The sequence below is a fragment of the Aeromonas sp. 160P genome, from assembly GCF_055193095.1.
Window position 1 is genome coordinate 1,183,916 of the sequence record NZ_JBUXKV010000001.1, and the last position, 23,554, is coordinate 1,207,469.

Sequence of the window (23,554 nt, forward strand, 5' to 3'; positions counted from 1 at the left end):
ACTCCATCCTTTAATACCGATTATCTCCCGGTTTTATTTCCTGTGCAGGCTGTTGGCCGCACCTGACCGAGCAGACAGATTTCTATGAGCATTACCCTGATCCTCCACGGCAAGCAGCGACGCAAGTTGCACTTACCCAAACAACGTCTGGCCTGGGTCGGCGGTATTCTCTTCTCTTTGGCCATTCTTGGTGGTGGTTGGCTCTGGCAGAGCTGGCACCAGAAAATGGAAGCGCTGGAAGTGGCGCTGGCCGTTGCCGAGCAGCAGTCTGTCGACCAGAGTGGCGACGAGGCTCGTGAACAGTTGGCAATGCTGGCGGCTCAGGTGGGCACCATGCAGGGTCAGTTGGGCCGTTTGAATGCCCTCGGTGAACGACTGACCGAGCAGGCTGATCTCGATCCTGACGAGTTCAATTTCAAAGAGCTGCCTCCCATGGGCGGCCCTTCTTATGATGAAGAGCTGGAAGTGAACCTCAACGAGCTGCAAGCCTCGATGAAACACCTTAGCCAGCAACTCAGTAGCCGCGAAGAGCAGCTGTCGGTACTTGAATCTTTCATCATGAATCACCATATCACCGATGCTGGCTTTATTTCTGGCACGCCAGTCAAACAGGAACGAGTTTGGGTCTCGTCCGGATTTGGTGGACGGGTCGATCCGTTCAATGGGCGAGCCAAAATGCATAAAGGTGTCGATTTCCGCGGTAAACCAGGCACTCCCATTCTGGCCACCGGTCCCGGCATTATCAGCTGGGCGGGACGTCATCCGGAATTCGGCAATATGGTGGAGATTAATCACGGCAATGGTCTGGTCACCCGTTACGCCCACAACTCCAAGCTGCTGGTTGAAGTGGGTACCCTGGTTGATCAGGGCCAGAAGATTGCCTTGATGGGGCGCACCGGTCGCGCGACCGGCGTCCATTTGCATTACGAAGTGTTGAAAGACGGTCGTCAGGTCAACCCCGCACGCTTTCTGAGTGCCGGACGGGGTTAGGTTTTTTCTCCAGGTTCCCATGACGGAACGCTTTTATAACCAGAAATAGTTGGTACCCATGATTAGCACACTGCTTACCAAGATTATTGGCAGCCGGAACGATAGAACGCTCAAGGCTTTGCGCAAAATTGTAAAACAAATCAATGCAATGGAGCCTCAGTTCGAAGCTCTGTCTGACTCTGAGCTGCAGGCCAAGACGGCCGAGTACCGTCAGCGTCTGGAGCAGGGTGAGACCCTGGAGCAGCTGTTGCCGGAAGCATTCGCGACCGTGCGTGAAGCCTCCAAGCGGGTGTTCGGCATGCGTCACTTCGACGTGCAGCTGATCGGCGGCATGGTGCTGGATTCCAACCGCATCGCTGAAATGAAGACCGGTGAAGGTAAAACCCTGACCGCAACCTTGCCAGCGTACCTCAATGCCCTGAGCGGCCGTGGCGTCCACGTGGTGACAGTGAACGACTATCTGGCCAAGCGCGATGCCGAAGCCAACCGTCCGCTGTTTACCTTCCTCGGCATGACCGTGGATTGCAACGTGCCGGGTATGGATGCGTCGCAAAAGCGTGACGCTTATGCTGCCGATATTACCTACGGTACCAACAACGAATTCGGTTTTGACTACCTGCGCGACAACATGGCGTTCTCGCCGGAGCAGCGCGTACAGCGTCCGCTCAACTATGCGCTGGTGGATGAGGTTGACTCGGTGCTGATCGATGAAGCCCGCACCCCGCTGATTATCTCTGGCCCGGCTGAAGACAGCTCTGCCATGTATACCCAGATCAACAAGCTGATCCCGCTGTTGGTCAAGCAGGACAAAGAAGACACCGAGGAGTACACCGGTGAGGGGCACTACACGGTTGACGAGAAGAACCGTCAGGCCCTGCTGACCGAGAACGGTCAGATTTTCGTGGAAGAGCTGCTCAAGAAAGAGGGGCTGCTCGATGAGCATGACTCCCTGTTCTCTGCCACCAATATCAGCCTGCTGCACCACGTCAACGCCGGTCTGCGTGCTCACACTCTGTTTGAGCGCAACGTGGATTACATCGTCCAGAAGGACGAGATCGTCATCGTCGATGAGCATACCGGCCGTACCATGCCGGGTCGTCGCTGGTCCGATGGTCTGCATCAGGCGGTTGAAGCGAAAGAAGGGACCAAGATCCAGAACGAGAACCAGACTCTGGCCTCGATCACCTTCCAGAACTACTTCCGTCTCTACAACAAGCTGGCGGGGATGACAGGTACTGCAGATACCGAAGCCTTTGAATTCCAGCAGATTTATGGTCTGGATACCGTGGTTATCCCGACTAACCAGCCGATGGTGCGCAAAGACATGGGCGATCTGGTCTATCTGACCGCCAATGAGAAGTATGCCGCCATCGTTGAAGATATCCGCCAGTGTGTGGCCAAGGGCCAACCTGTGCTGGTCGGTACCGTCTCCATTGAAAACTCCGAGTTGCTCTCCGGCATCCTGAACAAAGAACAGATCCCGCACAAGGTGTTGAACGCCAAGTTCCACGCCATGGAAGCGGAAATTGTTGCTCAGGCGGGCCAGCTTGGCGCGGTCACCATTGCGACCAACATGGCTGGTCGTGGTACTGACATTGTGCTGGGCGGTAACTGGCAGGCAGAGATTGCCACGCTGGAGAGCCCGTCCAGCGAGCAAGTCGCCGAGTTGAAAGCGGCCTGGCAGGTGCGCCACGATGAGGTGCTGGCTGCCGGTGGTCTGCACATTATCGGTACCGAGCGTCACGAATCCCGTCGTATCGATAACCAGCTGCGCGGCCGTTCCGGTCGTCAGGGTGACCCAGGTTCCTCCCGTTTCTACCTCTCCATGGAAGATACCCTGATGCGGATCTTCGCCTCCGATCGCGTGACCGGCATGATGAAGAAGCTGGGCATGGAAGAGGGTGAAGCCATCGAGCACCCTTGGGTCACCAAGGCGATCGAAAACGCCCAGCGCAAGGTGGAAGGTCGCAACTTCGACATCCGCAAGAGTTTGCTTGAATTTGATGACGTGGCCAATGACCAGCGTAAGGTGGTTTACGAGCAGCGCAACGAGCTGCTGGATACCAACGACATCTCCGAGACCATCCACGTCATACGTGACGATGTGTACGGCGCGGTGATCGACGAGTACATTCCGCCCCAGTCACTGGAAGAGATGTGGGATGTCGCCGGTCTGGAAGCACGCTTGAAGGCTGACTTCGGGCTGGATCTGCCGCTGCAACAGTGGCTGGCAGAAGATGACAAGCTTTATGAAGAGAAGCTGCGCGAGCGCATTCTGGAAGAAGCCAACAAGCTCTATAGCCACAAGCAGGAGCTGGTCGGGGTCGAAGTGCTGCGTAACTTCGAGAAGGCGGTGATGCTGCAAACCCTGGATGGCCTGTGGAAGGAGCATCTGGCGGCGATGGATCACCTGCGTCAGGGTATTCATCTGCGTGGTTATGCCCAGAAGAACCCCAAGCAGGAGTACAAGCGTGAATCCTTCGATCTGTTTACCCAGATGCTGGAAACCCTCAAGCGCGATGTCGTCAGCATCCTGAGCCGGGTTCAGGTGCAAGAGCGTGATGTAGAAGTGATGGAAGAGCAGCAGCGCCAGCAGGCAGAAGCCGCTCCCCGTACCTACACCCACGCCACCGCAGAGAGCCAGCTGGCCGATGAAGAGGCCGCAGGTGAAGAGGGTCACACCACCTTCGTGCGCGACGAGCAGAAGGTTGGCCGCAACGATCCTTGCCCTTGTGGCTCCGGCAAAAAGTACAAGCATTGCCATGGTCAGTTGACCTGATCGATTGCAATGCCATAACAAGGCGGGCCCGGTGCCCGCCTTGTTTTTATCAAACGAGCGAAGACCGCCAGGGTTGTCGATATCAAGCCACAGCAGATGTGAGCGCTAATCAGGGATTGGCGGTATCGAGCAGCTTGATTAAGCAGATGGTGCAAAGGTAACAAGATGGAACAGAAAAAGCGGATCTGGGTGGCGGTTGGCGTCATCGAGAATGAGCAGGGTGAGATCTTTATTGCCAAACGATCTTCCGATCGTCATCAGGGGGATCGCTGGGAATTTCCCGGTGGCAAGGTGGAGTCAGGCGAAGATCTGCTCGGCGCACTGGATCGGGAGCTGTGGGAAGAGATCGGTATCCGGGTGCAGGATTGTGCACCCTTCATGGAGTTGCAGCACGACTACCCCGAGAAACAGGTGTTGCTGGATATCTGGAAGGTGACCCGTTTCAGTGGTGAACCGTTCGGCAAAGAGGGGCAGGAGTGCTTGTGGGTGCCGGTAACAGAGCTGCACCACTATCAGTTCCCTGATGCCAATGGCCCGATTGTGGCGCGGCTACAGGCCACCCTGGCGTGAGCTGGTAACAAGAAAAGAAAAAGGGCCATTCGGCCCTTTTTTCATGTTGCAGAGGTGAGTGACCACGGGCTTATAGCCACTGATCACCCTCTTCCGGCTCTGGTAGCAGATCCGGGTTGATCGCCCCGGGGATCCGCTTCTCTTCATCGGCCCATTCGCCCAGATCGATCAGCTGGCAGCGCTTGCTGCAGAAGGGGCGAAACGGGCTCTGTGGACCCCATTCCAGTTCAGTTTGGCAAGTCGGGCACTTAACCTTGGTGACCATCTGGATGTCTCCTTAACAGCAAGCGAGCTGGAACGGCACATCACCAACCAGCTGTTCAGAGGTGGACAAAAACCGCAAGGCAAAGCGATTTTTATGGCCGCTCAGGGTCGGGTAGCAAGAGAGATTGGCTGGCAGCTTGATGCGGATCAGCTCGGCGCTCTCGGCGGTATCCTGGAAGAAGCCGTTGCTGGCAACCTGTTCGCTGAAAGCACCCGAGTCGCGCCACAGCCCCAGTAGCAGGGTAATGGAATTCATCAACAAGTTGATGTCGGCAAGCCAGCTTTGCATCTGCTGGTGACGGGCAATGGCCGGGGTACCGAGCCAGTGGTGCAGTTGCGGCACATCGAAGGCACACAGGCCGCCGGGAATAGAGAAACGCTGGCGGATCGCCGCAAGCTGGCGATCTTCTTTCAGTCGTGCGCCGGGGCGAGGGGACTTGAGCAGGCTGCGGGAGAGCTGGCTGCTCTCTTGCTGCATCTGCTTGATCTGCTCCAGATCGACGTCAGGCAAGCTGGCCCAGTGGCTCAGGCGCTGACTGAGGCGCTCCAGATCCTTGATAAGATCGGCGCGCAGGTCACCCCGTTCCAGCAACTCTTGCAGGTCAAACAACCCTTTGAAGAAGGCGATATGTGCCCAAGGCTGGTCGCTCTCCAGATTGTCGCGGATCTGGGAAAACAGAGACTCCAGACGAAGATAGGTCCGGCTTTTTTCATTGAGAGGAAAATCGTAAATCATGCCTAATCCTGGCCAGCCATAAACCGGCCTAGTGTACTCACAGTTGGTGGGCTTGTTGAGAGGCAAATGCCAGATATGTTTCGTGCAGCGCCAAAATCCGCGTTTTAATCGCCATTTCGCCGCCATTGTGGTTTTCGATGACATCATCTGCCGCAGCGAGACGCTCCGACCGGCTCGCCTGGGCCGCGATAATCAAACGGGCCTGTTCGGCTGACACCCCATCCCGGCGGCAGGTGCGCTCAATCTGGGTCGCTTCGTCCACATCGATCACCAGCACCCGGTTGGCCAGTGTGGTGAGTTGGTTCTCTACCAGCAGTGGCACCACCAGCAGGCAGTAAGGTGGGCGGGCAGCGGCGCACTGGCGCAGCATTTCATTGCGAATGAGCGGGTGGAGCAGGGCATTGAGCCACCCCTTGGCCTGTGGATCGGCAAAGATCTGTTCGCGCAGGCGGCGACGATCGAGCTGACCGGCCGGATCGATGAGGTCAGCGCCAAAATGCGCAGCGATGGCCGCCAGTGCCGTGCTACCCGGTGCCACTACCTCGCGGGCGATCACATCGGCATCCACTACCTCGATGCCCAGTTCGGCAAACTGGTTGGCGATGGTGGTCTTGCCGCTGCCAATGCCACCGGTAATTGCGACTACATACATGGGTTAGAGCACCATCTGAAGATACCAGCGGGTAATGGTATCGCCCCACAGCAGGGCGATCCAGCCAGCGATGGCAAGATAGGGGCCGAAGGGGATCGGTTTGCCCTGATGGTGCTTGTGCAAGGCGATCAGGGCGATGCCGATAATGGCGCCGACCAAGGATGAGAGCAGCAACACGATGGGCAATGCTTGCCAGCCCAGCCAGGCACCCAGTGCCGCCAGTAACTTGAAGTCGCCATAACCCATCCCCTCCTTGCCGGTGAGCAGCTTGAAGGCCCAGTAGAGGCTCCAGAGCACCAGATACCCGGCCATGGCGCCGATCACGGCATCCCCCAGTGGCACAAAACCACCCAGCAGGTTGAATAGCAGGCCACCCCACAGCAGCGGCAGGGTGAGCTGGTCGGGCAGCAGCATCTTGTCGAGATCGATAAAGGTGAGGGCTACCAGCATCCAGGTCAGCAGCAGGGCTGCCAGCGTGCCCCAACCCGGGGTAATCACCATGGCAACGGCAACCGAGAGCAGGGCGGTCAACAGCTCCACCAGCGGATAGCGGGCCGAGATCGGGGCTTGGCAGTCACGGCAGCGCCCCTTGAGCCAGAGCCAGCTCAGCAGCGGGATATTCTCTAGCGCCGTAATAGCGTGACCACAGTGAGGGCAGGCGGAGCGCGGTACCATCAGGTTGTAACGCTCTGCTGAAGCGGCCTCCTCATCGGGAGTGAAGTAGCCGCGATATTCCGCTTGCCACTCCCGCTCCAGCATGATCGGCAAACGGTGGATCACCACGTTGAGAAAGCTGCCAATCATCAGGGAGAAGAGAAAAACCAGAGAGAGGTAGAGCCAGGGCAAGCCGTGAGCCAGCTCGATAAATAGAAGCATAAGAACAACCGTTACTAACAAAGGGTGAAAAAAGGTCTGTTAAACCAGACCTGCTGGATCGCCAGTGTGAACCGGTCTGGTTAGTGCAGAGCAATCGAGCGTTGCAATGGCTGGGCTCGGGCACGCGGGTCTATCGCGCATCCTTAGCCAATGACATCACCGAGCTTGAAGATGGGCAGGTACATGGCGACCACCATGCCACCAACCAGCACCCCGAGCACCACCATGATCAGGGGTTCGAGCAGGCTGGTGAGGCCATCGACCAGATCATCCACTTCCTGTTCGAAGATGGTGGCGACCTTGGAGAGCATATCATCGATAGCACCTGACTCCTCACCGATCATCACCATCTGGATCACCATGTCCGGGAAGAGATCGACCGTGCGCATTGCCACGTTAATCTGCATCCCTGCCACCACCTCGTTGCGAATGGCCAGCACGGCGGTGCGATAGACATAGTTACCGGAGGCGCCAGCTGCCGAAATCAGCGCATCTACCAGCGGGATACCCGCTGAGAAGGTGGTCGACAGGGTGCGGGCAAAGCGCGCCATTGCCGCCTTGTGCAGGATCATTCCGACCACCGGAATAGTCAGTACAAACTTGTCGGTGTTGTCTTTGACCGTTTGCGAGGCGCGCCAGGCGCGCACATAGAGGAAGATCCCCAGCCCCACACCGCCAAAAATCAGGTACCACCAGTTCTGCATAAAGCGGGAGATGCCGATGACAAACTGGGTGAAGGCTGGTAACTCGGCGCCAAAGCTTTTGAAAATATCCTCGAACTGGGGGATCACGAACAACAGCAGGATCGAGGTCACCACAATGGCCACCAGCATGACCATGGCGGGGTAAAACATCGCTTTCTTGATCTTCGACTTGAGCGCTTCCGATTTTTCCCGGTAGGTTGCGATACGGTCGTAGATAGTCTCCAGTGCGCCGGATTGCTCACCGGCCTCCACCAGATCGCAATAAAGTTCGTCAAAGTGGCGGGGATGGCGGCGCAGCGCCTCCGACATCGGGGTGCCGGTCTCGACATCTGAGGCAATTTGCCCCATCAGCTCGCGCATTGCCGCTTTTTCATGGCTGCGGGCGATGATCTGCAGGCTCTGCACCAGCGGCACCCCGGCAGAGAGCATGGTGGTGATCTGGCGTGACACGATGGCGATATCCATCGGCTTGATCTTGGCGCCCCCCTTGGAGAAGAGCCCCTGGGATTTTTTGGCGACCTTGGTGACGTTGACCCCTTGCTTGCGCAGCTCGGCCTTGACGGTGCTGATGCTGTCAGCCTGCAGTTCGCCGGACACTTTTTGTCCTTTGCGATTGACCCCGTGCCAGCGGAAGGCGAAGACTTTTTTGGGCGCATTACTCTTTTTTGCTAGCGTAGCCATGACTGCATCCTGCAATGGGGTTGGTTGTCAGAGCCGGGCTCTGCGCATCACCAACTGGGTCAAGGTGCCCGGCAGGCTTGATGCCTGCGGGGTACTGATAGGGTGGGTGGTACCTTCTTGGCGCCAGCCCAGTAACTTGAATGTCTGATTACTCTGTTGCCGTGGCTATCATCCGTTCCGTATTCGTGAACGACCGATACCCTTTGCCAACCAAACTGATGAAACGCTTCGTCACGCGATCTAGTTGGTGGTCACCCGGTTGATTTCAGCCAGGCTGGTGACGCCGAGGCGGGCCTTCTCCAAGCCGGAGATCCGCAGGGTACGCATCCCCTCTTTCTGGGCAATGGCGGCGATCTGCAGCGAGTTTGCCCCTTGCATGATCAATTTGGCGATGTTCTCTGACATCAGCATGATTTCGTAGATACCGACCCGCCCTTTGTAGCCAGCCGAACACTCTTTGCAGCCCACTGGCTTGAACAGCCGTAAGCCAGCCGCCAGTTGCTGCGGGGTAAAACCCAGCTCCAGCAGTTCGGCTTCCGGCACCACTTCTGGCGCCTTGCAGTGATCGCACAGTTTACGGGCCAGCCGTTGGGCCATGATCAGAGTCACCGAGGAGGCGATATTAAAGGCGGGCACCCCCATGTTCATCATCCGGGTCAGGGTCTCGGCGGCGGAGTTGGTGTGCAAGGTGGAGAGCACCAGGTGGCCGGTCTGCGCCGCCTTGATGGCGATTTCGGCGGTTTCGAGATCGCGGATCTCCCCCACCATCACCACGTCCGGGTCTTGCCGCAAGAAGGAGCGCAGGGCGCTGGCGAAGGTGAGCCCAGCCTTGGGGTTGACCTGCACCTGATTGACCCCGGGCAGGTTGATCTCCACCGGATCTTCGGCGGTGGAGATGTTCACCTCTGTGGTATTGAGAATATTGAGGCCGGTATAGAGCGAGACTGTTTTGCCCGAGCCGGTGGGGCCGGTCACCAGGATCATCCCCTGCGGCTTGGCCAGCGCCCGCAGGTATTGCGCCTTCTGGCGGTCATCAAAACCGAGCTGCTCGATATTGAGTCGGGCCGCCGAGGAGTCGAGCAGCCGGATAACGATCTTCTCCCCCCACATGGTGGGCAGGGTGTTGACCCGCATATCCATCGATTTGTTGCGCGACAGCTTCAACTTGATGCGGCCATCTTGCGGCAAGCGCCGTTCGGCAATATCGAGCCGCGCCATTACCTTGAGCCGGGCGGAGAAGCGATTGGAGAGGTTGACCGGCGGAGTGGCGATTTCATGGAGAATGCCATCGATGCGAAAGCGCACCCGATACTTGAACTCGTAGGGTTCAAAATGCAGGTCGGAGGCGCCGCGTTTGATGGCATCCATCAGGATCTTGTTGATGTACTTGACGATGGGGGCATCGTCATCGGCGGTATTGACGCTCTCATCGAGCCTGCTGTTTTCGTCAGAGACCTCGAGTTCGGAGATCTCGGATTCGTCGATCTCTTCCATGCCGAGGGCGTCGTTTTCGCTCTCCAGCAGCTTGCCGATGGCGATGGTGAGCTTGTTCTCCTCCACCAACAGCGCCTCGGTATGCAGGCCGAAGCTGAAGCCAAAGTCCTCCAACGCTGAGACATTGGTCGGGTCCGACATGGCAATATAGAGGGTGTGGCCCTGGGTGTAGATGGGCAGCACATGGTGTTTCTCAATCAGCTTCTGATTGAGGTACTTCTGCGGGATCTCGGCCAAATCGAAGGCGGCAAGATCCAGCAGAGGTACCCCATACTCCAGCTCGCAAAAATCAGCGAGCGCCTTGCTGTCGAGGATGTCGTTCTCGATCAGAAAGGTGACAAAATGCTTGCGCTGGGCCTTGGCCTGGCTCAGATAGCGCTGGGAGTCCTCTTCACTGATCAATGAAGAGGCGGCCAGGCTTAACGCCAGGCCGCTATTAGGGCTAGAAGTCATGCCTAATCAACAGATACCGGCGGTTGTACAGGTACCAGTAACGCCCCAGACAATCTTACCTGAGGTCGTATTGGGAGTTAAAACGTACGTTTCTCCACTCAAGCCGCTTGCTGCTGCTGCTGATGTGCCAACTGCAATAGCTGTAATAACACCATTAGCAGTCGTGACACTGTTTACCAAGCTTCCTGTTGCGGCACTTACATTTCCAGGAACCCCTTGTACACCCCCAGTGCAACCAGTGACAGTTCCGAGGTTACTAAAGCAAACCTCGACACCAACTTTAGCGGCCCCTGTGGCTGCTATAACTTCAGTAAATTTGGCTTTTTTGGTGTAGTTCTGATACGCCGGCAGCGCTACCGCCGCCAGAATGGCCACGATCGCGACTACGATCATCAGTTCAATAAGGGTAAAACCCGATTGTTTCTTCATTTCGCTTTTCATGGAAAATATCCTTTTATCCTTGGTTCCTGGGAAGTGCCGGTAGAAAATCGTCCGCACGTCAGTATCTTATCCGAGCTATCAGGGGTGGCAACAGAGATCGCGCTCTTTGTTAACCACTTTTCTATCATTTACCAAAAACATGATATAAATCATAAAATAAGCGGCTTCTATCGACTCTTTTTTAGCGGTTGGGGAAGACCCATCATCACACTCCTTTGCTGCGGGATCCTGCATAAAGAAAAGGCGCCAATGGCGCCTTTTGCAAGTTGTTTATCCGGTTAGGTCGAGTATTTGCTCAGTCCCGGTGGTTCGCCTTACTGCTGGATAAAACGCATAGAGAGATCGAGCGCCCGCAGATGCTTGGTGAGTGCACCTACCGAGATAAAATCGACCCCGGTGGCGGCAAATTCAGCCAGGGTGTCGAGGGTGACATTGCCTGAGACCTCCAGCTTGGCCCGTCCCTGATTGATGGCCACAGCCTCGCCCATCATGGCTACGTCGAAGTTGTCGAGCATCACGATATCGGCGTGGGCCGCCAGCGCCTGCTCCAGCTCGGCCAGCGATTCAACCTCCACTTCTACCGGTTTGCCTGGATTGAGGCGGCGCGCTTCGCCAATCGCCTCGGCAATGCCACCGCAGGCGAGGATATGGTTCTCTTTGATGAGGTAGGCGTCATAGAGGCCGATGCGGTGATTCTTGCCGCCGCCACAGGTGACCGCGTACTTCTGGGCGGTGCGCAGCCCCGGCAGGGTCTTGCGGGTGTCGAGCAGGCGGCAGTCGGTGCCCTCCAGCTCTGCTACATAGCGGGCGGTGAGGGTGGCGACGCCAGAGAGGGTCTGCACGAAGTTCAGCGCGGTACGCTCGCCGGTCAGCAGCAGGCGGGCAGGGCCGTGCAGGCGGAACAGCTCCTGATTGGGGGCGAGCAGCTCGCCATCTTGCACTTGCCACTCGACCTGCACGTCGCCACCGAACTGGGCATTGAGTTGCAAAAAGACTTCGTCCACCCAGGGTTGGCCGCAGAACACACCCGCTTCGCGGGTGATGATCCGGGCGCTGGCCATGCGGTCGGCCGGGATCAGCTGGGCGGTGATATCGGCGCTGGCATCCGGTTGATCCAGTGTGGTGAGGGCATCGCCCAGATCTTCGAGTAGTGCGGCGCGCACGGCGCGGCTGACATCCTGTTGAAACATGCCTTATTCCTGCAAGGGTCTGAGCAGCAACTGCCGCTCCTTTTGAACCAGCTCCAGCCGACCGAGGGCGTTCATGCCAACCAGCACTTCGTCACCGTCTGCCGCCGGATTGATAAAGATGGCCAGATCGTACAAGGTCAATGGCCCCATCGCCAGCGTTTCGATGGTGCCATTGCCAACGCTGATCTGCCCCGCGGCGGTGTTGACCTGGCTGCTGCCCCGGGCGGTCAGGCCGAGCCGCTCGGCAACCTGCTGCGGTATGGTGACGCGGGTGGCGCCGGTATCGAGCAGCAGTTGCACCGGCTGGCCGTTGATGGCACCCTCCAGACGATAGTGGCCGCTCTGGTCGGCCCGCAGTAGCAGCTCGCCGCTGGCGGTGACGCTCGGTTGCGAGCGGGAGTGGAAATAGAGGGTCAGCAGGCCCATCAAAGAGAGCCAGGCCAGTAACCACAACCAGCGCGCCGTTTGCTGCATAGCCCATCCATATCGAGTGGAAGATGAGTCAGCCTAACATACAATTTCCCGTTGATTCAGCGAGTTGCTGCAGGTTTACCCATCACGCATCTTCCTCTTTTCGCCATTTGTCAGCCATATCGAGTAGCCGATGACTCAACTCGCTTTGCAACCTCACTTTGCTATCGATGCCGCAGGCTGGTGCCTGCAGGCGCGCCGGGTGCCCTCTCCCCATCACAACGAACGGGCCGCGCCGGACGATATTTCCCTGCTGGTGGTGCACGGCATCAGCCTGCCGCCGGGGGAGTTTGGCGGCCCCTTTATCGACGATCTCTTTATGGGGCGGCTCGACCCTGACGCTCACCCCTATTTTGCTGCTATCCATCAGTTGCGGGTCTCGGCCCACTGTTTGATCCGCCGTGATGGCGAGCTGGTGCAGTATGTGCCATTTGGCGCGCGCGCCTGGCATGCGGGGGTATCGAGCTGGCAGGGGCGGGAGGCGTGCAACGACTTCTCCATCGGCATCGAGCTGGAAGGAACCGATGAGACCCCCTATAGCGAGGCCCAGTATCGGGCACTGGCAGGGCTCACCCGAGCCATCTCAGGCCGTTATCCGGCGATTACCCACGAAAAAATTGTCGGTCATTGCGACATCGCGCCGGGGCGCAAGACGGATCCCGGTGCCAGTTTTCAGTGGGATCATCTGCGCCAGTTACTCAATCTTGAAAGTAAATAATAAAATTTAGTTTAGATTTTAAAATCAATGGCTTGCCGAACTGGCAGGCCATTGCCCCCGCCAGTTGCTCAAATGTTATCTGTGAGCGCCATCAAATTTATTGGTCAGACCAATTTCTATGAGCTAAATCATGTTTACCCCGTTTTACCCCTTAAGTGGTGGGGTTGGTTCTTGATTCAGATCATCTTTTGAGTGGACTTTTCAAAAGGCCTCTGCTAATTTTCGCCCCATCCATGAAATTGGTAATACCAATTTAACAAAGTAGCCTCATGCCCTATCGCAAGATTACGCAACCCAAGTTGGCCGACGCCATTGTCGCCGAGCTGGAACAGATGATTCTGGAAGGCAGTCTGCAGTCCGGGCAGAAATTGTTGCCCGAGCGGGAACTCGCCATCCAGTTTCAGGTATCGCGCCCCTCCCTGCGCGAAGCCATTCAGCGGCTGGAAGCGCGCGGGTTGCTTTATCGCCGTCAGGGCGGCGGCACTTATGTGCAGAATGCCTTGAACAAGGGGATCGCCGATCCGCTGTTTGAACTGCTCAGTACCCACCCGGAAGCCCAGTATGACCTGCTGGAGTTTCGTCACGCGCTGGAAGGCATCTGTGCCTACTATGCAGCGTTGCGCGGGACCGAGTCTGATTTCGAGCGCATTCGTCAGGTGCAAATCACCATCGAAGAGGCGGGCCAATTGGGCTCGCTGGCGGCTGAATCCGCCGCTGTCACCCAGTTTTATCTGGCGGTGGCGGAGGCGTCCCACAACGTGGTGCTGCTGCACCTGTTGCGGGCGATGGGCCCGATGCTTGAGCAGAACATTCTGCAAAATAACGAAATTTTGAATCGCCGCCCGGGAGTGGTAGCCAAGATCCGTCGCCATCGTGCGAATCTGATCGAGGCTATTCTTTCGGGGGCTCCGGAGCGGGCCAGAACTGCTTGTCATGAGCATCTGGCCTTTATCGAGGACACCTTGTTGGATATGCAGAGGGAAGAGACCCGGATCCAGCGATCCATGCGTCGGATCCGTCAGCAGGAAAACTAATCCCACAAGGCTTTATTGTCGAATGTTTGCGCCCTTCGCCGCGCAATGCCGTGCAATCACAACAAAATAGGAACCAGCCATGTCTGATATCCTGAAGAACGATGTGGACCCGATAGAAACGCTGGAGTGGCTTGCCTCTCTGGAATCCTTGCTGCGTGAAGAGGGTCCGCAACGCGCTCAGTTCATTCTTGAACAGCTTGCTGAGAAAGCCCGCGCAAGCGGTGTGGACGTGGCTGCCAAGGCAAATCGCGATTACATCAACACCATCCCGTCCAGTGATGAGCCGGACTACCCGGGCGACCTGGAGATGGAACGCCGCATTCGCGCCATCATCCGCTGGAACGCCATGATGATCGTGCTGCGCGCGTCCAAGAAAGATCTGGACCTCGGTGGTCACATGTCTTCCTTCGCCTCTTCTGCGACCATCTATGATGTCTGCTTCAACCACTTCTTCCGCGCTCGCAGCGAGAAGGATGGTGGTGACCTGGTCTACTTCCAGGGTCACATCTCCCCGGGCATCTATGCCCGCGCCTTTGCCGAAGGTCGTCTGACCGCAGAGCAGCTGGACAACTTCCGTCAGGAAGTGGATGGCAAGGGTATCCCTTCCTATCCGCACCCGAAACTGATGCCGGACTTCTGGCAGTTCCCGACCGTTTCCATGGGTCTGGGCCCTATCGCCGCCATCTATCAGGCGCGTTTCCTGAAGTACCTGACCGATCGTGGTCTCAAGGATTGCTCCGAGCAGACCGTTTACGCCTTCCTGGGTGACGGCGAGATGGACGAGCCGGAAGCCAAGGGTGCCTTGACCGTTGCCGTGCGTGAAAAGCTCGACAACCTGGTATTCGTGGTCAACTGCAACCTGCAGCGTCTGGATGGTCCTGTGGTCGGTAACGGCAAGGTCATCAACGAGCTGGAAGGTCTGTTTGCTGGCGCCGGTTGGGATGTCACCAAGGTGATCTGGGGTCGCAAGTGGGATGAGCTGCTGAAGAAAGACACTTCCGGCAAGCTGATCCAGCTGATGAACGAAACCGTGGACGGTGACTACCAGACCATGAAGTCCCGCGACGGTGGCTACATCCGCGAGAACTTCTTCAACCGTTACCCGGAAACTGCCGCGCTGGTCAAAGACATGACCGACGAGGAGATCTTTACCCTGAACCGTGGTGGTCACGATCCTCGCAAACTGTTCGCTGCGTTCAACAAGGCGACCCAGACCAAGGGCAAGCCGACCGTTATTCTGGCCAAGACCATCAAGGGTTACGGCATGGGCGAAGCGGCTGAAGGCAAGAACATCGCGCACCAGGTCAAGAAGATGGAGCTGGACTCCGTGCGTCACCTGCGTGACCGCTTCAACCTGCCGGTGGCCGACGAGCAGCTGGCTGATCTGCCTTACCTGAAGATCGAAGCCGGTTCTGCCGAGCACAAATACCTGCACGACCGTCGCACCGCGCTGAAAGGCTATGTGCCGACCCGTCTGCAGGAGAGCACCACCAAGCTGGAAATCCCGGCGCTGGAAACCTTTGGCCCGCTGCTGGGTGAGCAGGCGCGCGAAATCTCCACCACCATGGCGTTCGTGCGTTCTCTGAACGTGATGCTGAAAGACAAGTCCATCGGCAAGCGCATCGTACCGATCCTGGCCGACGAAGCTCGTACCTTTGGTATGGAAGGTCTGTTCCGCCAGATCGGTATCTACAGCCCGCACGGTCAGCAGTACACCCCGCAAGACCGCGACATCGTCTCCTATTACAAGGAAGACAAGCAGGGTCAGGTTCTGCAAGACGGTATCAACGAGCTGGGCGCCATGTCCTCCTGGCTGGCTGCTGCGACCTCTTACAGCACCAACGACTGCCCGATGATCCCGTTTTACATCTACTACTCCATGTTCGGCTTCCAGCGTGTCGGCGATATGGCGTGGGCAGCCGGTGACCAGCAAGCCCGTGGTTTCCTGCTGGGCGCGACCTCCGGTCGTACCACCCTCAACGGCGAAGGTCTGCAGCACGAAGATGGTCACAGCCATATCCTGGCCAACACCATCCCGAACTGCGTCTCCTACGATCCGTCCTACGCCTATGAAGTGGCGGTGATCGTACAAGACGGCCTGCGCCGCATGTACGGTGAGAAGCCGGAGAACGTCTTCTACTACATCACCACCCTGAACGAGAACTATGCGATGCCAGCCATGCCGCAAGGCGCGGAAGAGGGTATTCGCAAGGGTATCTACAAGCTGGAAACCGTTGCTGGCAGCAAGGGCAAGGTTCAACTGCTGGGTTGTGGTTCCATCCTGGGTCATGTGCGCACCGCCGCCCAGATCCTGGCCAGCGAGTACGGCGTCGGTTCCGACGTGTTCAGCGTCACCTCCTTCAACGAACTGGCCCGTGACGGTCAGGACGTGGATCGCTGGAACATGCTGCACCCGACCGCCGAGGCCCGTGTGCCCTACATCGCTACCGTACTGGGTTCCGAAGCCACCATCGCTGCGACCGACTACATGAAGTCCTTCGCCGATCAGGTTCGCGCCTTCGTTCCGACCGAGCACTACCGTGTGCTGGGTACCGATGGTTACGGCCGTTCCGACAGCCGCGCCAACCTGCGTCGTCACTTCGAAGTGAACGAATTCTACGTGGTGGTTGCTGCCCTGACCGAACTGGCCAAGCGCGGCGAGATCGACAAGCAGGTTGTGGCTGATGCCATCACCAAGTACGGCATCGATGCCGACAAGGTCAACCCGCTGTACGCGTAAGAGGATCAAGTGTCGCGCCGCACTGCGGCGCGACACTATCTAGGTTTACAGTAAACGGTTAACGCGCGATACGCGTGAGGGCGGTCAGCCAGTCACGCGGATGCACGCAAGAGGATAAAGCACAATGTCCAAACAGATTATGGTGCCGGATATCGGCGCCGATGAAGTGGAAGTGACCGAGATCATGGTGGCGGTGGGCGATAAGGTCGAGCTCGACCAGTCCCTGATCGCTGTGGAAGGTGATAAAGCCTCCATGGAAGTCCCGGCTCCTGCCGCCGGTATCGTCAAAGAGATCCTGATCAAGGTGGGCGACAAGGTTGCCACCGGTTCCCAGATCATGATCTTCGAAGCAGAGGGCGCAGCTGCCGCCCCTGCTGCAGTTGCCGCCCCGGTTGCTGCTGCACCGGCCGCCGCTCCTGCTGCCGCCGTGCGCAAAGATGTACACGTACCGGACATCGGTGATGACGAAGTCGAAGTAACCGAGATCATGATTGCCGTGGGCGACATGGTTGAAGCCGACCAGTCCATCATCGCAGTGGAAGGTGACAAGGCCTCCATGGAAGTGCCGGCACCGTTCGCCGGTCGCCTGGTCGAGATCAAGGTTGCCACTGGCGCCAAGGTCTCTACCGGTTCCCTGGTAATGGTGTTTGAAGTGGCTGGCGCTGCCCCTGCTGCCGTTGCTGCTCCGGCTCAAGCCGCCGCTCCCGTGGCTGCTGCCCCGGTTGTCGCCGCTGCCAAAGAGGTCAACGTACCGGATATCGGTGGCGACGAAGTGGAAGTCACCGAGATCATGGTTGCCGTGGGTGACAAGGTTGAAGCTGACCAGTCGCTGATCGCCGTGGAAGGTGACAAGGCCTCCATGGAAGTGCCTGCGCCGTTCGCCGGTGTTATTAAAGAGATCAAGGTGAAGGCGGGTGACAAGGTCTCCACCGGTTCCCTGATCATGGTATTCGAAGTGGCTGGCGCTGCTCCTGCTGCCGCACCGGTGGCACAAGCTGCCGCTCCGGTCGCTGCTGCACCCGTTGCCGCTGCTCCGGCACCGGTTGCTCAGGCTGCTGCCGCTACCGATTTCGTTGCCAACGATGCTTACGTACACGCGTCTCCGGCGGTTCGCCGTCTGGCCCGCGAGTTCGGCGTCAATCTGGCCAAGGTCAAAGGTTCAGGTCGCAAGGGTCGTATCGTCAAAGAAGACGTGCAAGCCTATGTGAAGGATGCCATCAAGCGCGCCGAATCCGCTCCGGCTGCTGGCACCGGCACTGGCAACGGCATGAGCGTTCTGCCGTGGCCGAAGGTCGATTTCAGCAAGTTCGGTGAAGTGGAAGAGGTCGAACTGACCCGGATCCAGAAGATCTCTGGTCCTGCCTTGCACCGCAACTGGGCCATGATCCCTCATGTCACCCAGTTCGACGAAGCTGATACCACCGAGCTGGAAGCGTTCCGCAAAGAGCAGAACCTGATGCTCGAGAAGCAGAAGTCGGACGTGAAGATCACCCCGCTGGTGTTCATCCTGAAAGCCGCCGCCAAGGCGCTGGAAGCGCACCCGCGTTTTTGCAGCTCCCTGTCTGAAGATGGCAGCCGGATTATCATGAAGAAGTACATCAACATCGGTGTGGCGGTGGATACCCCCAACGGTCTGGTGGTTCCGGTGGTGCGCGATGTTAACAAGAAGGGCATCATGGAGCTGTCGCGCGATCTGGCCGAGATCTCCAAGAAGGCCCGTGCCGGCAAGCTGACCGCTGCCGACATGCAGGGCGGTTGCTTCACCATCTCCAGCCTGGGTGGCATCGGCGGTACCAGCTTTACCCCGATCGTCAACGCGCCGGAAGTGGCTATCCTCGGTGTCTCCAAGTCCGAGATGAAGCCGAAGTGGAACGGTAAAGAGTTCGCGCCGCGCCTGATGCTGCCGTTGGCTCTGAGCTACGACCACCGCGTGATCGATGGTGCCGACGGTGCCCGCTTCGTCACCACCATGAACGGCGTGCTGTCCGACATTCGTCGACTGGTCCTGTAAGTGAGAGGGCGGGCCCAGAGCCTGCCCTTTTTACTTCTCATTTCATTAACAGGATTGTAAACTTGCCCCGTTTTTTCACGGCCGCAGCCGCCCTCTTATTTAAGTAAAAAGTAGGCTTGAGACTGCGCCGTCCGGGGATATAAGAACGACAAAGAGGTCATGATGAGTAAAGAAATCAAAACTCAGGTCGTAGTACTGGGTGCTGGCCCTGCCGGTTATTCCGCTGCTTTCCGTGCGGCTGACCTGGGTCTGGATACTGTTATCGTCGAGCGTTACTCCACCCTGGGTGGCGTCTGCCTGAACGTGGGTTGTATTCCCTCCAAGGCGCTGTTGCACGTTGCCAAAGTGATTGAAGAGGCCAAGGCGCTGGCCGAACACGGCATCATCTTCGGTGCCCCGCAAACCGACATCGACAAAGTCCGTCTGTGGAAAGAGAAAGTCATCAACCAGCTGACCGGCGGTCTGGCTGGCATGGCCAAGATGCGTAAAGTTCAGGTTGTTAACGGCTTTGGTAAATTTACCGGCCCGAACACCCTCGAAGTCACCGGGGAAGATGGCAAGACCACCGTCACCTTCGACAACGCCATCATCGCCGCCGGTTCCCGTCCGGTGAAGCTGCCGTTCATCCCCCACGACGACCCCCGCGTATGGGACTCTACCGATGCGCTGGAGCTGACAACCGTGCCTGGCAAACTGCTGGTTATCGGTGGTGGCATCATAGGTCTGGAGATGGGCACTGTTTACTCCTCGCTGGGTTCCGAGATCGACGTGGTGGAATTTGCCGACCAGCTGGTTCCTGCTGCCGACAAAGACATCGTCAAGATCTACACCAAGCGCGTGGCCAAGAAATTCAACATCATGCTGGAGACCAAGGTCACCGCAGTTGAAGCCCGTGAAGATGGTCTCTACGTCTCTTACGAAGGCAAACATGCCCCTGCCGAGCCGGTACGTTACGACAACGTGCTGGTGGCAGTGGGTCGTGTGCCGAACGGCAAGCTGATGGATGCCGAGAAGGCCGGTGTGATCGTGACCGAGCGCGGTTTCATCGAGGTGGACAAGCAGCTGCGTACCAACGTGGCGCACATCCACGCCATCGGTGACATCGTTGGTCAGCCGATGCTGGCCCACAAGGGTGTTCACGAAGGCCACGTTGCCGCCGAAGTGATCGCCGGCAAGAAGCACTACTTCGACCCGAAAGTGATCCCGTCCATCGCCTATACCGAGCCAGAGATGGCGTGGGTCGGTGTGACCGAGAAGGAAGCCAAGCAACAAGGGCTGAACTTCGAAGTCGCCACCTTCCCGTGGGCTGCGTCTGGTCGCGCCATCGCCTCCGATTGCTCCGACGGTATGACCAAGCTGATCTTCGACAAGGAGAGTGGCCGCGTCATCGGTGGTGCCATCGTCGGTACCAACGGTGGTGAACTGCTGGGTGAAATCGGTCTGGCCATCGAGATGGGTGCTGACGCCGAAGATATCGCGCTAACCATCCATGCTCACCCGACTCTGCACGAGTCAGTGGGTCTGGCTGCCGAAGTGTTCGAAGGCTCCATCACCGACCTGCCGAACGCCAAAGCCAAGAAGAAAAAGTAATTTTCTTCCCCCGCTAGCCTGAAAAAGCCGCTCAATTCGAGCGGCTTTTTATTTTCTCCGTAGCCCGCCGACTTTTCTAACGCCAAATATGCTAAAGATAGGTTTTATCACGGACGAGAGATACCCAATGCTAGAGGCTCCTATTCCACCCGATGAGGCATTGCGACTGGACACCCTGCGGCGGCTCTCTTTGCTTGATACCGAAGCAGAGGAGCGGTTTGACCGGCTGACCCGCATGGCCCGACGGGTGTTTGATGTCCCGATCGCGCTGGTGAGCCTGGTGGATGAAGATCGCCAGTGGTTCAAATCCTGTATCGGATTGGAGGTCAGTGAGACCGCGCGGGATATCTCATTCTGCGGCCACGCCATCATGGGCAATGAGACCTTCATCGTACCGGATGCCTCCCTTGATCCCCGTTTTGCCGACAATCCGCTGGTGGTGGGCGGGCCTTGCATCCGCTTCTATGCCGGACAGCCACTGCAGATCGCCAACGGTTGCAAGCTGGGGACCCTCTGCATCATCGATACTGTGCCACGGGTCTTGAGTGACGAAGATGTGGGGCTGCTCAAGGATCTGGCGGCGATGGTGGTGCGGGAGCTCGAAGCGGTACAACTGGCCACCATTGATGAGTTGACCCGGATCTCCAATCGGCGCGGGTTCGTGATGCTGGCAGAGAAGAGTCTCTCGCTGGCCAGTCGCTTGCAGATGCCACTGGCGTTGCTCTATCTCGATCTCAATGGTTTCAAGGGGATCAATGATCGCTGGGGACATGCGGAAGGGGATCGGGCCCTGATTGTCTTTGCCACTCTGCTCAAACAGGCTTTTCGTGGCGCTGACGTGTTTGCCCGCATGGGGGGCGATGAGTTCGCCGTCCTGTTGCCCAATGTGGTGGAGGCGCAGGCGCAACTGGCTTATGAGCGTTTCAACACCATCTTGGCCGAGCACAATCGGCAAAGTAGTTGCGGTTATGCGCTGGCCTGCAGTACCGGGATCGTCAGCTATGATGGACGCAGTTGTGTCTCGCTGGCCGAGCTGCTCACCCGCGCCGATGAGCTGATGTATCAGCGCAAGCGGGATAGCAAGGGCTGACGGTTATACCGACGGAGCTGCCACGAGAAACAACAGAGAGCGCCGCGGCGCTCTCTGTTGTTGATAGCTCAGGTCAAGGGAAGGGTCAGAGCCGGAAGTTGCCAACCAGTTTGTCCAGCTGACCGGAGAGCTGCTGCAGGCTGCGGCTGGACTCGGTCAGCTGGTGGGCGATATCGGCGGTCTCCATGGTGAGCTGGTTGATATCCTCCACATTGCGGTTGATCTCGCCGACCACGCTGGACTGCTCCTCGGTGGCGGTGGCGACCTGGATATTCATGTCGTTGATCTGGGTGATGTGGGCGGTGATATGGCCGAGGGCCGCGTTGGCTGCATCGGCCTGACTCACCACTTCCAGACTCTGGTTACGCCCTTGTGCCATGGCACTGACGGCGCGGGCACTCTGCTCTTGCAAGCGGTTGATCATCCCCTGGATCTCGGCGGTCGAGGCGGCGGAGCGGTTGGCCAGATTGCGCACCTCATCCGCCACCACGGCAAAACCGCGACCCTGTTCACCGGCGCGAGCGGCCTCGATGGCGGCGTTCAGTGCCAGCAGGTTGGTCTGCTCCGAGATGCTGCGGATGGTTTCGAGGATGCTGCCGATGGAGTCGGTCTGGCTTGCCAGCGACTCGATGACCCCTGCCACCTGCTCAATATCGCCGGAGAGCCCGACGATGCCATGGCGTGCCTGTGCCACCACTACCGCCCCCGCATCGGCCTGATCGTTGGCCTGTTTGGCAACGTCCGCTGCCAGCGAGGCGTTACCGGCGATCTCGCTCACCGTGGCCCCCATCTCGTGGATGGCGGTCGCCACCTGCACGGTGCGGTCGCGCTGGGCGGTACAGTTATGCTGGGTCAGCTGCGCCTTGTTGGCCACCTCGTTGGCGGTGTCGGCGAGCTGGCGGGAGTTCTCTGCCACCTGTTCGATGGAGGCGTGGATCTTGGCGACGAAGTTGTTGAAGCCGGTGGCGACCTGACTCAGTTCGTCACGCCCCTCCACCTTGAGGCGCTGGGTGAGATCTCCATCGCCGCTGCCCAGCTCCTTGAACAGGTGGGCCAGCTCGTTGAGCGGACGACTGACCGAGCCTGCCAGCAGCACCCCCATCAGCCCCATGGTCAGCGCAATTACCAGCGAGATCATCAGGATCTCGTTGCGGGTCTGATCCAGCTCGGCATAGATCTCGGCTTGTGGCACCTGGGCCACCAGATACCAGTCGAGCAGCGGGATATAGCTGCTGGCCAGCACCATGGGCTCGCCATTCACCTCGGCGTTGATGACGGCAAAGGGGCGTTTGGCCAGCAGGCTGCCGGTATCACCGCTGGCAATGCTGCCAAGGGTGTCACGTTCGATGCGGTTGGCCTCGGGGTGCAGCTTCACCTTGCCGCTGCCATCGACCATAAAGACGATGCCACTCTCTTCCAGCCGGAAGTTGGCGACCATGGTCACCATGCTGTCGAGGGATTTGGCAAAGCCGGCCAGCCCGCGACCGTTGAGCTGCTGGAAGTTGACGAACAGCTTCACCTCGCCGTTGCTCTCGCGAAAGATGCTGAGGGTCATCTCCTTCTGGCTCTTGGTGTAGTCATAGAACCAGCCATCCTGTGCGGGGGTCAGGTTGCGCAGAAAACCATCCTGGTTGTAGTAGGCGGCGGTTTGGCGATCGGCGAAAGAGGCAGTCACCAGACCATACTGGTTGGCCACATCCTTGAGCTGGTTGATGAGGATGGGCTCCTGCTCTTTGGGCATGCCCCGATCCACCCAGTCGAGGATGAAGCGGTCGGTGGCCAGTTGGCGGGCGGCCTGGGCGATGCCATGGAGATCCTGTTCAATCTCCTTGCTGATCCGCTGGGTCAGGTTGGGCAGCTCCTGCTCGAACATCCGGTTTTCGATCAGTTGCTGGGCCGAGCGTTGACTGAAGTAGCCTACCAGCAGGCAGGAGACGACCACGGCCAGGGTGACCGTAGCCAGTATTTTCTGTTTAAGAGTGAGGGTTGCCAGCATAAACGTGCTCAAAGGGTGGAGGGTTGACGACCCTCATATTAGCGGCAGCGCAGCCCCACCCATGAGGCTGGCAC

19 protein-coding genes are annotated in these 23,554 nt (G+C 58.2%); 9 read left to right on the forward strand and 10 right to left on the reverse strand.

Translation table 11 applies throughout. The features are described 5' to 3' along the window. Positions 1-84: 84 nt before the first annotated feature. The 3 genes from ACY8FN_RS05625 to mutT all read left to right on the forward strand — a co-directional run bounded on the left by ACY8FN_RS05625 (position 85) and on the right by mutT (position 4,339). Complete coding sequence (locus tag ACY8FN_RS05625) at positions 85-990, forward strand: M23 family metallopeptidase (protein ID WP_101320356.1); 906 nt, start codon at positions 85-87, stop codon at positions 988-990. Between the two features lie 58 nt (positions 991-1,048). Then, positions 1,049-3,769, forward strand: coding sequence for a preprotein translocase subunit SecA (secA, locus tag ACY8FN_RS05630; protein ID WP_463099436.1), 2,721 nt, complete (start codon positions 1,049-1,051; stop codon positions 3,767-3,769). Positions 3,770-3,934: 165 nt separating this feature from the next. Then, positions 3,935-4,339, forward strand: coding sequence for an 8-oxo-dGTP diphosphatase MutT (gene mutT, locus ACY8FN_RS05635; protein ID WP_101320360.1), 405 nt, complete (start codon positions 3,935-3,937; stop codon positions 4,337-4,339). A gap of 70 nt (positions 4,340-4,409) precedes the next feature. On the opposite strand, the gene yacG is transcribed toward mutT, so the two are convergent. The 9 genes from yacG to ACY8FN_RS05680 form a co-directional block, all read right to left on the reverse strand. After that, positions 4,410-4,604, reverse strand: a complete 195-nt coding sequence (gene yacG / locus ACY8FN_RS05640) for a DNA gyrase inhibitor YacG (RefSeq protein ID WP_042019568.1) — start codon at positions 4,602-4,604, stop codon at positions 4,410-4,412. Between the two features lie 12 nt (positions 4,605-4,616). Continuing rightward, positions 4,617-5,339 (reverse strand): cell division protein ZapD, encoded by a 723-nt coding sequence (zapD, locus tag ACY8FN_RS05645; RefSeq protein WP_162515526.1) that lies wholly within the window; start codon positions 5,337-5,339, stop codon positions 4,617-4,619. Between the two features lie 37 nt (positions 5,340-5,376). Next, positions 5,377-5,991: a dephospho-CoA kinase gene (gene coaE / locus ACY8FN_RS05650; protein ID WP_463099437.1), complete on the reverse strand. Its 615-nt coding sequence runs from the start codon at positions 5,989-5,991 to the stop codon at positions 5,377-5,379. Between the two features lie 3 nt (positions 5,992-5,994). Continuing rightward, entirely contained in the window at positions 5,995-6,867 is an 873-nt protein-coding gene (locus ACY8FN_RS05655) for a prepilin peptidase (protein ID WP_463099438.1), read from the reverse strand. Positions 6,868-7,010: 143 nt separating this feature from the next. Then, positions 7,011-8,252, reverse strand: a complete 1,242-nt coding sequence (locus tag ACY8FN_RS05660; RefSeq protein WP_068978945.1) for a type II secretion system F family protein — start codon at positions 8,250-8,252, stop codon at positions 7,011-7,013. A gap of 240 nt (positions 8,253-8,492) precedes the next feature. Next, the gene (gene tapB / locus ACY8FN_RS05665; protein ID WP_098970883.1) at positions 8,493-10,199 is read right to left on the reverse strand and encodes a PilB family type IVa pilus assembly ATPase TapB; all 1,707 of its coding nucleotides are present in this window, start codon (positions 10,197-10,199) and stop codon (positions 8,493-8,495) included. 6 nt (positions 10,200-10,205) lie between these two features. After that, positions 10,206-10,640, reverse strand: coding sequence for a pilin (locus tag ACY8FN_RS05670; RefSeq protein ID WP_463099439.1), 435 nt, complete (start codon positions 10,638-10,640; stop codon positions 10,206-10,208). Between the two features lie 314 nt (positions 10,641-10,954). Then, a complete protein-coding gene (gene nadC / locus ACY8FN_RS05675; protein WP_463099440.1) occupies positions 10,955-11,830 on the reverse strand; it encodes a carboxylating nicotinate-nucleotide diphosphorylase in 876 nt (291 codons plus the stop codon). Positions 11,831-11,833: 3 nt separating this feature from the next. Continuing rightward, positions 11,834-12,304, reverse strand: a complete 471-nt coding sequence (locus ACY8FN_RS05680; RefSeq protein WP_139691296.1) for a retropepsin-like aspartic protease family protein — start codon at positions 12,302-12,304, stop codon at positions 11,834-11,836. Between the two features lie 130 nt (positions 12,305-12,434). Here ACY8FN_RS05680 and ampD point away from each other — a divergent pair, with 130 nt between their 5' ends. From ampD to ACY8FN_RS05710, 6 genes are all read left to right on the forward strand, one after another. Continuing rightward, positions 12,435-13,019, forward strand: coding sequence for a 1,6-anhydro-N-acetylmuramyl-L-alanine amidase AmpD (gene ampD / locus ACY8FN_RS05685; protein WP_463099441.1), 585 nt, complete (start codon positions 12,435-12,437; stop codon positions 13,017-13,019). Between the two features lie 269 nt (positions 13,020-13,288). Next, complete coding sequence (gene pdhR / locus ACY8FN_RS05690; protein WP_101326100.1) at positions 13,289-14,053, forward strand: pyruvate dehydrogenase complex transcriptional repressor PdhR; 765 nt, start codon at positions 13,289-13,291, stop codon at positions 14,051-14,053. Between the two features lie 79 nt (positions 14,054-14,132). Then, the gene (aceE, locus tag ACY8FN_RS05695; RefSeq protein WP_042019551.1) at positions 14,133-16,793 is read left to right on the forward strand and encodes a pyruvate dehydrogenase (acetyl-transferring), homodimeric type; all 2,661 of its coding nucleotides are present in this window, start codon (positions 14,133-14,135) and stop codon (positions 16,791-16,793) included. Positions 16,794-16,917: 124 nt separating this feature from the next. Further along, complete coding sequence (gene aceF / locus ACY8FN_RS05700) at positions 16,918-18,804, forward strand: pyruvate dehydrogenase complex dihydrolipoyllysine-residue acetyltransferase (protein WP_463099442.1); 1,887 nt, start codon at positions 16,918-16,920, stop codon at positions 18,802-18,804. Between the two features lie 162 nt (positions 18,805-18,966). Then, positions 18,967-20,394 carry a dihydrolipoyl dehydrogenase gene (gene lpdA, locus ACY8FN_RS05705; protein ID WP_101320383.1) on the forward strand — a complete coding sequence of 476 codons (1,428 nt, stop codon included), beginning with the start codon at positions 18,967-18,969 and terminating at the stop codon, positions 20,392-20,394. Positions 20,395-20,521: 127 nt separating this feature from the next. Beyond that, on the forward strand, positions 20,522-21,484 hold the full coding sequence (locus ACY8FN_RS05710) for a sensor domain-containing diguanylate cyclase (RefSeq protein WP_463099443.1): 963 nt from the start codon (positions 20,522-20,524) through the stop codon (positions 21,482-21,484). Positions 21,485-21,569: 85 nt separating this feature from the next. Here the strand turns inward: ACY8FN_RS05710 and ACY8FN_RS05715 are convergent, their stop codons facing one another. Further along, positions 21,570-23,480 carry a methyl-accepting chemotaxis protein gene (locus tag ACY8FN_RS05715; protein WP_463099444.1) on the reverse strand — a complete coding sequence of 637 codons (1,911 nt, stop codon included), beginning with the start codon at positions 23,478-23,480 and terminating at the stop codon, positions 21,570-21,572. Between the last annotated feature and the right edge of the window lie 74 nt (positions 23,481-23,554).

Excerpts from the sequence above, each read along its gene's own strand:
- ACY8FN_RS05625 (WP_101320356.1), top strand. The coding sequence starts at position 85 with ATGAGCATTACCCTGATCCTCCACGGCAAGCAGCGACGCAAGTTGCAC.
- secA (WP_463099436.1), top strand. The coding sequence starts at position 1,049 with ATGATTAGCACACTGCTTACCAAGATTATTGGCAGCCGGAACGATAGA.
- mutT (WP_101320360.1), top strand. The coding sequence starts at position 3,935 with ATGGAACAGAAAAAGCGGATCTGGGTGGCGGTTGGCGTCATCGAGAAT.
- yacG (WP_042019568.1), bottom strand. The coding sequence starts at position 4,604 with ATGGTCACCAAGGTTAAGTGCCCGACTTGCCAAACTGAACTGGAATGG.
- zapD (WP_162515526.1), bottom strand. The coding sequence starts at position 5,339 with ATGATTTACGATTTTCCTCTCAATGAAAAAAGCCGGACCTATCTTCGT.
- coaE (WP_463099437.1), bottom strand. The coding sequence starts at position 5,991 with ATGTATGTAGTCGCAATTACCGGTGGCATTGGCAGCGGCAAGACCACC.
- ACY8FN_RS05655 (WP_463099438.1), bottom strand. The coding sequence starts at position 6,867 with ATGCTTCTATTTATCGAGCTGGCTCACGGCTTGCCCTGGCTCTACCTC.
- ACY8FN_RS05660 (WP_068978945.1), bottom strand. The coding sequence starts at position 8,252 with ATGGCTACGCTAGCAAAAAAGAGTAATGCGCCCAAAAAAGTCTTCGCC.
- tapB (WP_098970883.1), bottom strand. The coding sequence starts at position 10,199 with ATGACTTCTAGCCCTAATAGCGGCCTGGCGTTAAGCCTGGCCGCCTCT.
- ACY8FN_RS05670 (WP_463099439.1), bottom strand. The coding sequence starts at position 10,640 with ATGAAAAGCGAAATGAAGAAACAATCGGGTTTTACCCTTATTGAACTG.
- nadC (WP_463099440.1), bottom strand. The coding sequence starts at position 11,830 with ATGTTTCAACAGGATGTCAGCCGCGCCGTGCGCGCCGCACTACTCGAA.
- ACY8FN_RS05680 (WP_139691296.1), bottom strand. The coding sequence starts at position 12,304 with ATGCAGCAAACGGCGCGCTGGTTGTGGTTACTGGCCTGGCTCTCTTTG.
- ampD (WP_463099441.1), top strand. The coding sequence starts at position 12,435 with ATGACTCAACTCGCTTTGCAACCTCACTTTGCTATCGATGCCGCAGGC.
- pdhR (WP_101326100.1), top strand. The coding sequence starts at position 13,289 with ATGCCCTATCGCAAGATTACGCAACCCAAGTTGGCCGACGCCATTGTC.
- aceE (WP_042019551.1), top strand. The coding sequence starts at position 14,133 with ATGTCTGATATCCTGAAGAACGATGTGGACCCGATAGAAACGCTGGAG.
- aceF (WP_463099442.1), top strand. The coding sequence starts at position 16,918 with ATGTCCAAACAGATTATGGTGCCGGATATCGGCGCCGATGAAGTGGAA.
- lpdA (WP_101320383.1), top strand. The coding sequence starts at position 18,967 with ATGAGTAAAGAAATCAAAACTCAGGTCGTAGTACTGGGTGCTGGCCCT.
- ACY8FN_RS05710 (WP_463099443.1), top strand. The coding sequence starts at position 20,522 with ATGCTAGAGGCTCCTATTCCACCCGATGAGGCATTGCGACTGGACACC.
- ACY8FN_RS05715 (WP_463099444.1), bottom strand. The coding sequence starts at position 23,480 with ATGCTGGCAACCCTCACTCTTAAACAGAAAATACTGGCTACGGTCACC.